Here is a 12172-nt window from a genome sequence, read left to right on the forward strand (position 1 = left end):
GCCGTAACCGGTCGGTCGGTACACGTGGTGCGTCGTACATGGCGCAGGGCGCGCGGCGCGGCGTACGGGGCGGGGGCGCGCCGTGTCGCGCACCCCCGCCCGTCCGCCTCGGCGGTGCGCCGGTCAGGCCGGGGCCGCCTGCCCCGACGGCGCGGGGAACGGCACCAGCGCCACGGTGACGTTGTCGTGCCCGCCGCCGTCGAGCGCGTGGGTGACCAGCGTGCGGGCGCCGTTCAGTGGCCGGTCGGGGGCGTCGTACGGCAGCGCGGCGGCCATCTGCTCGGCGGACTCGGCGTAGTTCCACAGCCCGTCGGTGCACACCACCACGACACCCGGCCCGTCCGGCTTGAACGTCGCCGTGTGCGGCTCGACCTCGTAGGCGTCCGCGCCGAGCCAGCCCGTGATGGCGTGCGCCCGCTCGTCGGCGTTCGCCTCGGCCTCGGACATCAGGTTGTTGGCGACCATCTGGGCGGCCCAGGAGTCGTCCTCGGTGAGCCGGGCGGGCGGCGCCGTACGGTCGTTGGGAATCCAGTAGGCGCGGCTGTCGCCGACCCAGCCGACGGTCAGCAGGCCGCCGCCGACCACCGCACCGACGAAGGTGCAGGCCGGGGCGTTCTGCTGACGGTGCTCGTCATGGGCCAGGGCCGGGTCGGCGGCGAGTGCGTCGACCGCCGAGGAGGCCGCCAGGATGGCGTCGTGCATGGCCTGTGCGGGGTGCGTACCGCGCGGCAGGGACGTCCGCAGCGCCTCCCCGGCGGCCTCGGACGCCGCCGAGGACGCCTCGTCGGGACGGGTCGCAGAGGAGACACCGTCGCAGACCACGGCCACCACGGCGGGGGTGCCGTCGGGCAGGGCGGCGGCGCGGAGCGCGAAGAAGTCCTCGTTGCGGTGGTGCCGGTGGCCCCGGTCGCTGACCGCCGCGATGCCCCCCAGCTCGCCCTCCATGTGGTCGCGGGGGCGGGGCCGGGCGTGACCGCAGTGCGCGCAGTAGCCGTCGGCGTCCACCGTCCCGGACCGGCAGGCGGTGCAGACCGGGGTGCCGCCGGCGGACGGGTCGGCGGACGGGGCGGCGGCAACGGCCGTACCGGACGGGCCGTCCGCTGCGGCGGGCGCGGTCTCCGCTGCGGGCTGCGCGGCGGGCGCCCCGGACGCGGCTCCGGCGGCCGCGTCGGCGACCGCCTCGTATCCGGCGACGCGCGGGTCGGCGGGCCGCGGGGTGTCGGTCAGCGGCGGGTGGCCCGGTACCGGCGGCGCCCCGGCGTCCCCGTACGGGAGACGGGCCTGCGGGTCCGGGGGCGGCGGCCCGGCCGGCACCGCGCGGCCGGCCGGTGCGGGGGCCGCCGGCGGCGCGGCGGGCATCGGAGGCGGGGGCGGCGGGGGCGGTACGGCGGCGGCCCCGGGCGCGGGCGGCGCGCCGCACGCCGACGGTGCGGCCGGCGCCAGGAGTTCGGCGCCGCACCGCCCGCAGAATTTGTCCCCCGCGTCGAGCGGTTCGTCACAGCCCGGACACCGGGACGGCCCAGTCACACCCATGTCACACCCACGTCCTGGGGCGGAAGCGGTTGGCCCGTTCCACCAGTTCGATCCTTTTCTCGCCACGCTGTGCCAGCCGCGCCAGCAGACGGTACGACAGCTCCAGGCCGAAGCGCAGGCCGCGCTCCTCCAGCGGGCTGCCGAGCAGCGTCGGCTGCCCGTGCGCGTCCGCCGTGCCGTCCGGCCCGGCACCGTGGCTACCGGAGAGTACCCAGTCCAGGGCGCTGCCCAGTACCTCGGTGGTGAGCTGTTCCCGGCGCTCGGTGTCCAGACCGAAGTCCGCGAGCGCCTCGACCTGTTCGGCGGCCGCCCGCAGGTCCGGCAGCAGCGGGTCGCGGGGCGGCCGCTCCCGCAGCCGGGCGCGGACCGCGGCGATCCGCGCCGCGATGTAGTGGATGGACGACTGCGGCACGGACTCCAGGGCGGCGACCGCGCCGGACCGGTCGCCGGTCGCCAGCCGCACCCGGGCCAGCCCGAACGCGGCGCCCACATAGCTGCGGTCGGTCGCCCACACCAGGCGGTAGTACTCCAGCGCGTTGTCCCACTGACCCAGCAACTCGGCGCAGACGCCCAGCGCCAGCTTCGGCGCCGGTTCGCCGGGGAAGGCGTCGTAGACCGCGTCGAAGGCCAGTGCGGCGCCCTCCCGGTCGTCGGCCGTCAGCGACACCAGCCCGCGGTGCCACACCACCCGCCAGTCCGTGTTCCGCCCCGCGGCGGACCAGGGCCCGGCGGGCTCCGCCGGGAGCGATTCCAGCACCTCCCGTGCCGCCGCGCCGTCCCCCGCCTCCAGACGGGCGCGCAGCTCCCGCAGCCGCAGCTCCAGGGAATCGGACGGCGCGGCACGCAGGGCGCCCAGCAGCTCGGCGGTCCCGGCGGCTGGCAGCCCGGCCAGCAGCCCGGCGTTCGGGTCGCCCGGGTCGACCCGCGGCACCGGCAGCGCGAGGGCGGCGCCGGCGACGTCCAGGGGGCGCAGCCGCGGACCGCCGGACGCCGGCGCCGCCGTCCGGTCCGGCGCCGCCCCGCGCGCCCCCAGCAGCGAACTGTCGCCGTCCGCCGCGGGCACCAACTCCGTGTCGGTCACCCGGGGTTCCGGCCCGAACAGGGTCGACAGCGCGGGCCGGGGCGTGCCCGTCTGGAGCGCCACCACCTCCCGCAGGACCCCGGTCAGCTGCTCGGCCATCTCCTCCGCGGAGGCGAACCGGCGCTCCCGGTCCGGGTCCGTGGCGCGCACCAGCAGCCGGTAGAAGGACTCGTAGGCGCGGAACACCTCGATGTTGTCCGGGTCGGGCAGCGAGTCCGCGAAGATGTTCGTGTAGCCCTGGAAGTCGAAGGTGAGGACGGCGAGGGTGCGCGCGACGGTGTAGAGGTCGGAGGAGACCGACGGGCCCAGCGCGGCGATCTCCGGCGCCTGGTAGCCGATCGTGCCGTAGATCGGGCTCACCCGGTCGTCCATCCTGCGCACCGCGCCCATGTCGATCAGCTTGAGCTGGTCGTGCTGCTGCATGGCGTTGTCGACCTTGAAGTCGCAGTAGAGGTAGCCGCGGCTGTGGAGATGGCCGAGCGCCTCCAGCGCCTCCAGGCCGTAGGCGCAGGCCTGTTCGACGGGCAGCGGATCGCGCCGGCCCAGTGGGGTGCGCCGGTCGTTGGCGAGGTCCTTGAGCGACCTGCCGCCGACGTACTCCATGACGATGTAGCCGTCGCGGCTGCCCGTCGTCCGGTCGAGGTGCTCCACGAAGTTGTAGATCCGCACGATGTTGGCGTGCTCGATCTCGGCGAGGAAGCGCCGCTCGGACACCGCCACCGCCAGCGCCTCCTCGTCGCCGGTGTCCAGCAGCCCCTTGAGCACCACCCACCGGTCGGCGACCGCATGGTCCGTCGCCAGATAGATCCAGCCCAGCCCGCCGTGCGCCAGACAGCCCACGACCTCGTACTGGTCGTGCACCATGTCACCGGGCCGCAGCTTGGGCACGAAGCTGTACGGATGGCCGCACTTGGCGCAGAACCCTTCCGTACGGCCCGGCTCCTCGCCGCGCGCCCGGCCCACCGGCGCCGCGCAGTCCGCCCGGCTGCAGAACCGCTTGCGCTCCGGGACCTCCGGGTGCGCCAGCACCGCCGTCCGCGGATCGGGTCGCGGCACCTCGGGCACCGACACCAGCCCCGCGCCCAGCCGCCCGCGCGACGGCCCGGAGGCGGCGCCGCTGCCCGAGCCGCGCACCGACACCGCCGAGACCCCGCGGGTCCGGGCCCCGCCGGACCCCGCCCGCGACAGCCGCCCGGACACCGACCGCCGCGACGCCGACGGGCGGGCCGACGGCACACCGCCACCGGACCCTGCTCCGGACGGCGCGCCGCCTCCCGGCTCCGGGGCGGGGGACGGCACCGTCAGCAGCGCCCCGGCCGCCTCCCGCGCGGCCGTGACCTCCGCCGACGCCCGGTCCGTCAGCCCCGTGGGCGGCGAGGACAGCAGCCCGCCCGGCGAGACCACCGGCGCCAGACCGCACACGTCGCAGTACCGCTCACCGCCGCCGACGTCCTCGTAGCCGCCCGCGCAGTCCCGCCGCTGGCAGCGCTCGCCGGCCCGTTCCGTCACGATTCCCCCTGTCCCTCCGGCTGCTGCGGAACCAACGCCTCCGCCGTGGCCTGCTGATAGCGCCACACCGCCTGCTCGGCCGCCCGCAGATCACACGGCGCGCTCCACAGCATCCGGCGCGCCAGGTCGTACCGCTCCGTCAGCAGCGGGTCCTCCGCCATGCCGTGGCGCGCGACCTTCGCCCGGTAGGCGTCCAGCCGCCCGCGCAGCTCGGCGCGCACCGCGAGCGGCGCGGTCACCGCGGTCAACGACTCGCGGGCCCGGTGGAGTTCGTCCTCCGCGCGCTCCTCCAGGCTGTCCAGCAGCGGGGAGAGCCGGTGCCACTGGGACCGCCTGCGGTAGTCGGCCGCCGCCGCCAACTGCTCGTGCAGCGCCGTCGACGGGCCGCTGACCGCCGGGACCTCCGACGCGGCGATCTTCGCCAGCACCTCGCCGCGGGCCTGCCGGGCCTCGGTCAGTGTGCGGTCCGCCCGCGACAGCACGTCCCGCAGCTGCATCAGCCGCCGCTCCGCGTCCTGCCGCACGTCCAGTACGGCCGCCACCTCCCGCCGGATGTCCTCCAGGGCGCGGGCCGCACGGTCGTAGCGCCCGGTGTCCGGCCGCCCCCCGCCCGGCGCCGAACTCCCCGTCGACGACGACACCCAGAACGCCAGCGGGTCGGCGATCACCCGCGCCCGCAGCAGCGACAGCTCCTCCGTGATCCGCTCCAGGTCGTCACCCGCCGGGTGCTCCCCGGGCCGCACCCCCACCGAATGCGCCAGCGAACGTGTCCGCTGCAACTCGGCCGACAGCAGGTCTATCCGGGCCGGCAGCGCCGACCAGACGGTGTCGGCGGCCACGATCACGTCGAGCGACCGCGCGTAGAGCCCGTTGATCCGTTCGACGAGTCCCTCCAGGCTGAACCGCTTGCCCGGTTCACCCGGTACGGCCGGGCCGGGCGGACCGTCCTCCGGGGCGCCGTCCGCCGCTTCCGGCACCGTCACCCCCTCGCCGTGCAGCAGCTCGGTCAGCTCCGCCAGTTCCGCGACGGACGGCCAGCGGCCCCGTTCCCGCAGCTCACGCGCCGACTCCAGGGCGGCCGTGTACGCGTCGAACAGCGTCCACAGGACCGTGATCGAACGCTCCGCCTCGGCCCAGCGTTCCTTGGTGGTGCCGGACAGTTCGGCGCCCTCCAGCAGCCGGCGTCCCGCGTGGTCCTGCAAGGCGAGCAGTGACGTCTCGATCGCCTCGTACTCGGCACCGAGCCGTGCCAGGGCACGATCCGCCTCCTCCCGGTCCAGCACCGGGGCATCGGGCCTCCCCGGAGTGCCGGGGAAGGGTCCAGGGACCCCCATCGATCACCTCTCCAATACGCGTACGCTGCACGGCGATTGCTGCGACCCGGTAGCCGCTGCGGTCCGTTCCTCCCGTTTCCTCCTCCATAGTGACCTCATCCGGCCGCTCCATGGGGCGATCGGCCGCGCACACCGCTCCTTGGAGCGATCAGTCGCGGTACTCCGGCGACGGCGGCCCCGGTATGCCCGGCAGATCCGCCTCCAGCCACTTGCGGTACGCCCGCATCCAGGGGCTGTCCGCGCCCCCGTCGCCCCGGTAGTCGTCCAGGACCTTGTTGACCCGCCGCACCAGATCCGTGTCGTCCCTGTTCATCGCCACGCCGTACGGCTCGTCCGTGAACGGCCGGCCCTTCAGCTCCACCGACGGGTCCTGCGCCGCCTGCGCCGCGGCCAGCGCGTTGTCCGTGACCACCGCGTCCGCCTCGCCCAGCTGGAGCCGCACCAGGCAGTCGAGCTGGTTGGGCACCGTCAGCACCCGCGCACCGTGCCGCCGTGCCGCCAGCTCGCTCTCACCCGTCGAACCCGCCGCCGTGCACACCCGCCTGCCCCGCAGCGAGTCGTCGAACGCCGTGACCTTCGACGCCTTCGGGGCCAGCACCTGCTGCCCCGCCTGGAAGTACGCCGTGGAGAACGCCACCTGTTCCTTGCGCGCGCAGTTGATCGTCATCGTCCGCACCACCATGTCGACCGTGCGCTGCTGCAACGCCGGTATCCGCAGGCTGGTCGGCACCGCCTTGAAGACCACCTTGGGGTGCGGCCCGAGGATGTCCTTGGCGACCGCCCACACCAGGTCGATGTCGAAGCCCTCCAGCTTGCCGGTCGCCGGATTGCGGTACCCCCACCGGTAGGTGTTCTGGTCGACGCCGACTATCAGCTGGCCCCGCTGCTTGATCCGCGACACCGCCGCGCCGTCCTTCGACGACGGCCGCAGACTCTCCGCGGCGTTCCGCTCCGTGCACCGCGCGGCGGCGGGCCCGGCCCCCGGCCCGTACGCCCGGTGTGTCACCGTCGGCGCGGCCGCGGCACCACGGCCGGGTCCGTCCGCCGCCGCGGCCCCGCCCAGCGCGGGCACCAGCACCGCCGCGGCCGCCGCCATCGCGCACATCCCCGCCCCGACCGGCGTCAGGACGGCCCGCAGATTCAGCAGCCCTCGCGCTCGCATCCCCATGTCCCCCTCATCCGGTCTCCTCACCGGTACTCCGCCAGCCTGCGTCCGATCCCCAGCACCGTGCCCAGCGCCGCCAGCCCCGCCAGCACCCCGGCCCCCACCGGCAGCCCGCGCAGCGCCGCCCGCCCGCCGTCCGCCGCCGACCGGAACTCCGCCTGCTCGTGCACCAGTGCCTGTTGCATCCCGGCGGCCACGCCGTCGAAGGACTCCCCGGTGGAGCCCTTCGCGCCGATCACCCCGGCCAGCGCCCGGTCGTAGTCCCCCATGTCGTCCGCCGCCCGCGCCTGTGCGTGCCGTGCCTGCCACTGCCGCACCCGCGCCAGCGCCGCCCGCACCGGGCGCCGCCCCGCCTCGTCGTCCGCGAGTGTCAGCGCCGCCCCCAGCCGGCTCCCTGCCGCCGCCGCACCGGACTCACCCGCGCCCGCCAGATCCTTCATCCCGGCACGGAAACCGGCCTCGTAGTAGTCCTCCCGTCCGTCGGTCAGCACCGCGCCCCGCGCCACCAGCGTCAGATTCTCGTCCCCCCGCGCCCGCAGCGCGTCGATCCGGGCCTCGTTGAGCACCCGCAACGACCGCGCACCGTGCTCGTACGACCCGGTCAGCCCGCCCCGCGCCACCGCATGTCCCGCCACCAGCCACACCAGCACCGCCACGGACGCCGTCGTCGCCGCCAACAGGCCCCGGTTGAAGACCCGGTTGGTCCGCCGGTAGTGCCGCCGCTGGGCCCACCCCAGCGCACCCAGCGCCATCACCCCCGTCGCCAGCGCCCACCACGGCCACGCCTGCGCCGTGGCGTAGTCCGCGGCCAGCCGGTCCGTCTCCGCGTCGTACAACGCGCGGGCGGCGGGGAGGAGTTCCGTCCGCATCCGCTCGTGCGCGTAGCGCAGATACGCGCCGCCCAGCGGCAGTTCCTGCCGGTTGTTGGCCCGCGCCGTCTCCACCAGCCCCGTGTAGCGCGGCAGTCCGCCGTTGAGCTTGGCGATCTGCGCGCCCGCCACGTCCGAACCCGCGCTGTTCGCTGAGGCCTTGACCAGCAGCGCGGAGGCCGTCGCGATATCGGCGGCATACCGGTCACGGGTCGCCCGGCTCTCCTCGCCGCCGGCCAGGAAGCCCGCCGCCGCGGTCGTGTCGGCATCCGCCAGCGAACGGTAGATGCTCGCCGCGTCCGCGGTGAGCGGCTGGCTGTGTTCCACCACGTCGTCCGCGGCCGCCGCCCGGTCCGACACCTGCCAGGCCGTGACCGCGCCGAACAGCACCACCAGCAGGGCCAGTACGGCACCGATCACCCGCAGCCGGCCCGGCTCGGTCGTCGCCGCGGCCCGCAGTTCGTCCACTCCCTCGGCCCAGGCCGTCCGGCGCCCCGCGGCGGGCGGGGACACGCTGCTGGTCGACACGGAACCTCCCCCTGGGGCGCTGACGGCGGGACCGGCCCCCGCCGCACAGCGCCGGGAGCGCTCACGAGAGGGACTGGTGCATGGGCAGCAGTATGTCCGCAGCCGCTGACGGACACACCGCGATTGCCCCGATCTTGTTCGGATCGCGATCCCCGCACGGGCCCGCCGCCTCCCCGCGCCCCGCACTAGAGTGGGCGGAGAGTCATCAGACATCTGGTGTTCCCCGGACCCGGATGCCGCGCCGAAGGGGAGTGGTCCCGTGCAGTCCGTCCGCAAGGGCCGGGTGTCGCTCGTGGAGACCGCGACCGACGAGATCCGCGGCCAGATCGTGAACGGCACCTGGCCGGTGGGCAGCCGTATCCCGCCCGAGAGCGCGCTGTCCGAAACCCTCGGCGTCAGCCGCGCCTCCGTCCGTGAGGCCGTCCGCTCCCTGGTGCACTCCGGCCTCCTGGAACCCCGGCAGGGCGACGGCACCTTCGTGATCTCCGACGACGACAGTGCGGTCGCCCTCCGCCGCCGCCTGGAACGCGCCGAACTCAGCCACGTCACCCAGGTCCGCCAGGGCCTCGACGTGGTCGCCGCCCGCCAGGCCGCGACCCACCGCACGGACGCCCAGCTCGCGGGCATCGAAGCCGCGCTGGCCCGCCGCAAGGCCGCCCTCGCCGCGCACGACGACGAGGCGTTCACCGCCGCCGACGCCGAGTTCCACGTCCTGGTCGCCGAGGCGAGCGACAACCCCGTACTCGCCGACATCTACCGCTCCCTCAGCGCGGCCCTGCGCGAGGAACTCCGCCGCGCCGCCTGCCTGGACACCGCCACCGCGGCCCCCGACGACCCGCACGCCCGCCTGACCGACGCGCTCCGCGCCCAGGACCCGCAGGCCGCCGTGGACGCGGCCGTCCTCCTCCTCGCCGGCCACGTACGGGACCTCGCCCTCCCGCTCGACGCCTGACCCCCCGCCGCCCGCGCGCGGACCACCTCCCCACGCCCCCCACTTCACCCCCACGCGCCGCTGTCCCGCACACCCTCCTCCGACTACGCTGAGTGACGAAGGTTGATCCGCGTCCCAGCAACCGGCACGGGCCCACCCGCGCCGCCGCATCGGAGGAACCACCATGCGCCGCCTGAAGAACCTCTTCGCCGCCCTCACCGCCACCCCTGCCGCCGACACCGGCCCCACCTCGGGCAACTCCCCTACGGCCAGCGGATTCCTGACCATCGGCAGCACGACCTATATCGACCCTCACGGCAGCTATCCCCTCGCCCACCGCCTGGACGGCTCCGCGACCTTGATCATCAACGAGACGGACCGCTACATCACGGTGGTGACGGAAAGCGACCATCACGATCCGCCCGTCCCCCTGTTCAGGAGCCGCCGCGCCACCGTTCCGGAGCTCGTCGGCGAACGGGGCCGGCGCTGCGGACCGGGCGATGCCCGCGCTTCGAGCGACGGCCACGCATTGGCCCACCCCCGACCATCGGCCCACCCCCGACCATCGGCCCACCCCCGACCACCGGACCACCTCCGACCACCGGGCCGCCCTCCCGCCCGGGACCTCGTCCTCGCGCCGGGGGAGCGCCTGGAGACCTGGCGGGGGGACAGCGTGCGGGTGGGGTGAGGGCCTCTGGCGGTCTGCGGGCCCTACTTCCAAGCCTCCCTCACCCGCTCGTAAGCCCCCGCTCCCGCTCCTGCGCAGTCCAAGGTGGCGAGGGCCGCGCCCAGTATCGGTGGGGCGGTGAGGACACGTGGGACCGCCTGGGGTGCGCGTTCGGCGAGGAGTTGGGTGAGGTGGTCGTGGAGGAGGGGGTGGTGGGCGGAGAGGATGCCGCCGCCGAGGATGACGGGGGTGGGTTCGTCGAGGAGGGCGAGGCGTTCCAGGGCGACGTGGGCCAGGAGGGCGATCTCCTCCGCCTGGCGGGTCACGAGGGCGCGGGCGATGCGGTCGCCGGAGGCCGCGACGGCGAAGAGGACCGGGGGGAGTTCGTGGCGGCGCTGGCCGGGGATGCCGTGCAGGTGGAAGGCCTCGATCAGGTCCCGCATGGTGGTCAGGCCGAAGTGGGCGGGCAGCGCGCGGGCCAGCTCGGTGGGGGCGCCGCGGCCGTCCTCGGCGCGGGCCGCGTACCAGAGTGCCTCGTCCGCGAGGTACGAACCGCCGCCCCAGTCACCGGAGATCCGGCCGAGGGACGGGAAGCGCGCGCTGGTCCCGTCGCGTCCGAGGCCGACGCAGTTGATACCGGCCCCGCACACCACGGCGACCCCCACCGGCTCCCCGTCGTCCGGCAGTCCGGCCCGCAGTACGGCGAAGGTGTCGTTGCGGACCTGCACGGTACGCGCCCATCCCCGGCCCGCGAGTTCGGCGGCCAGCCGCGCCTCCTCGACGGGGAGGTCGGCGTTGGCGAGGAAGGCGGCGAGGTGGTCGACGGGGCCGTGGGCGGGGCGGTCGGTGGGGCCGGCCGGCCCGGCCTGCGCCAGGACCGAGGCCACCAGCGGGGCCAGGACGTCGACCGCCGGCCCGGTGCCCACCGTCGGCGGGCGGAAGCCGCCGCCCCGCGCCGTCGCGAGCACGCTGCCGTCCGAGGCCACCAGCGCCACATCCGTCTTGCTGTTGCCCGCGTCGATGGCGAGCGCGCTGCCGGTGCGGGCGGCTGCCGCGCCGGTCAGGCCCACGTCAGATGCTCCCGGTTGTGCGCGATCAGCGCGTCGGTGAGCCGGTCCGCCTGGTCGAACTGGCCGATGAGGGGATGGGCGAGGAGCGCGGAGAAGACGGCGCCGCGGCCTTCGGCCCGGCTGGTGTCGCGTGCGGTGGCGCCCAGGAGTGCGGCCTCCAGGGCGAGTTGTTCGTAGGCGGTGACGTGGGCGACCAGTCCGGCGTACCGGGGTTCCAGGGGGCGTACGGGGAGGGGTGCGGCGCCCTTCGCGTCCACGGTCGCGGGGACCTCGATCACCGCGTCGTCGGGGAGGAAGGGGAGGGTGCCGTGGTTGAGGGTGTTGACGACCTGGGTGTCGCCGGTGTCGCCCAGCAGGGACGAGGTCAGCGCCACCGCGGCCTCCGAGTAGTAGGCGCCGCCGCGCCGGGACAGCAGCTCCGGCTTCTCGTCCAGCGCCGGATCGCCGTACAGGGTGAGCAGCTGCCGTTCGAGGGCGGCGACCTCCGCGGCGCGGGACGGCTGGTCGCTCAACTCCCGTACGACGGCGTCGTGTTGGTAGTAGTAGCGCAGGTAGTAGGAGGGGATGGCGCCGAGGTGGTCGAGGAGGGTGCGGGGCATCCGCAGGGTGCCGGCGAGGGTGTCGCCGTGGGCCGCCAGCAGTTCGGGGAGGACGTCCTCACCCGCGACGCGTACGGACCGTTCCCAGGTGAGGTGGTTGAGGCCGATGTGCTCCAGCTCGACCTGCGCGGGCGCCACACCCAGCAAGGTGGCGAAGGTGCGCTGGAAGCCGATGGCGACGTTGCACAGTCCGACGGCCCGGTGTCCGTGGGTGAGCAGGGCCCGGGTGACGATGCCGACGGGGTTGGTGAAGTCGACGATCCATGCGGCGGGGTTGCGGCGGCGTACCCGTTCGGCGATGTCGAGGACGACGGGGACGGTGCGCAGCGCCTTGGCGAGGCCGCCCGCGCCGGTCGTCTCCTGGCCGACGCAGCCGCACTCCAGCGGCCAGGTCTCGTCCTGGTGGCGGGCTGCCTGGCCGCCGATGCGCAGTTGCAGCAGGACGGCGTCGGCGCCGTCGATCCCCGCGTCCAGGTCGCCGGTCCAGGTGATCCGGCCCGGGTGCCCCTGCCGGGCGAAGATGCGCCGGGCCAGTCCGCCCACCAGCTCCAGCCGCTCCGTGTCGGGGTCGACGAGGACGAGCTCCTCCAGCGGCAGCAGCTCACGCAACCGCGCGAAGCCGTCGATGAGTTCGGGGGTGTAGGTCGAGCCGCCGCCGACCACGGCGAGCTTGATGCGGGTGCGCGGGGTGTGTTCCTGGGAAGACGGCATACGGGTCAGCCCTTCACTCCGGTGAGCGCGGCGCCTTCGACGAAGGCCTTCGGAACGAGCGAGGCGGCACCGGCCGGCCGGTGCCGCGGTAAGCCGGATTCTGTCCGTACGGGCGGCATGGCGGACTCCCTGCAGGGGGCGGCATGGCGGACTCCATGTGCGAGCTCCCTGCACA

Annotated in this window: 9 protein-coding genes; 2 read left to right on the forward strand and 7 right to left on the reverse strand. The window is 75.1% G+C overall.

The features are described from left to right. Positions 1-123: 123 nt before the first annotated feature. From ACWC9R_RS21220 to ACWC9R_RS21240, 5 genes are all read right to left on the reverse strand, one after another. On the reverse strand, positions 124-1533 hold the full coding sequence (locus ACWC9R_RS21220) for a protein phosphatase 2C domain-containing protein (RefSeq protein WP_450733598.1): 1410 nt from the start codon (positions 1531-1533) through the stop codon (positions 124-126). A 1-nt stretch (position 1534) separates the two neighbouring features. Further along, positions 1535-4123 carry a tetratricopeptide repeat protein gene (locus ACWC9R_RS21225; RefSeq protein WP_450733600.1) on the reverse strand — a complete coding sequence of 863 codons (2589 nt, stop codon included), beginning with the start codon at positions 4121-4123 and terminating at the stop codon, positions 1535-1537. Next, a complete protein-coding gene (locus ACWC9R_RS21230; RefSeq protein ID WP_450733602.1) occupies positions 4120-5457 on the reverse strand; it encodes a hypothetical protein in 1338 nt (445 codons plus the stop codon). Before ACWC9R_RS21230 ends, ACWC9R_RS21225 begins: the two co-directional genes overlap by 4 nt. Before the next feature lie 148 nt (positions 5458-5605). Then, on the reverse strand, positions 5606-6625 hold the full coding sequence (locus tag ACWC9R_RS21235; RefSeq protein ID WP_450733603.1) for a glutamate ABC transporter substrate-binding protein: 1020 nt from the start codon (positions 6623-6625) through the stop codon (positions 5606-5608). Between the two features lie 20 nt (positions 6626-6645). Further along, positions 6646-8019 carry a hypothetical protein gene (locus ACWC9R_RS21240; RefSeq protein WP_450733605.1) on the reverse strand — a complete coding sequence of 458 codons (1374 nt, stop codon included), beginning with the start codon at positions 8017-8019 and terminating at the stop codon, positions 6646-6648. A 259-nt stretch (positions 8020-8278) separates the two neighbouring features. On the opposite strand from ACWC9R_RS21240, the gene ACWC9R_RS21245 reads away from it, so the two are divergent. Together ACWC9R_RS21245 and ACWC9R_RS21250 are read left to right on the forward strand one after the other, a co-directional pair. Next, positions 8279-8971, forward strand: a complete 693-nt coding sequence (locus ACWC9R_RS21245; protein WP_362611746.1) for a FadR/GntR family transcriptional regulator — start codon at positions 8279-8281, stop codon at positions 8969-8971. 163 nt (positions 8972-9134) lie between these two features. Further along, positions 9135-9638, forward strand: coding sequence for a hypothetical protein (locus ACWC9R_RS21250; protein ID WP_450733607.1), 504 nt, complete (start codon positions 9135-9137; stop codon positions 9636-9638). A 23-nt stretch (positions 9639-9661) separates the two neighbouring features. Here the strand turns inward: ACWC9R_RS21250 and ACWC9R_RS21255 are convergent, their stop codons facing one another. Together ACWC9R_RS21255 and ACWC9R_RS21260 are read right to left on the reverse strand one after the other, a co-directional pair. Further along, the gene (locus ACWC9R_RS21255) at positions 9662-10687 is read right to left on the reverse strand and encodes an N-acetylglucosamine kinase (RefSeq protein WP_450733609.1); all 1026 of its coding nucleotides are present in this window, start codon (positions 10685-10687) and stop codon (positions 9662-9664) included. After that, positions 10678-11961: a 6-phospho-beta-glucosidase gene (locus ACWC9R_RS21260; RefSeq protein ID WP_450733629.1), complete on the reverse strand. Its 1284-nt coding sequence runs from the start codon at positions 11959-11961 to the stop codon at positions 10678-10680. Before ACWC9R_RS21260 ends, ACWC9R_RS21255 begins: the two co-directional genes overlap by 10 nt. Positions 11962-12172: the final 211 nt, after the last annotated feature.

The sequence above is a fragment of the Streptomyces sp. NPDC001219 genome (assembly GCF_053597915.1).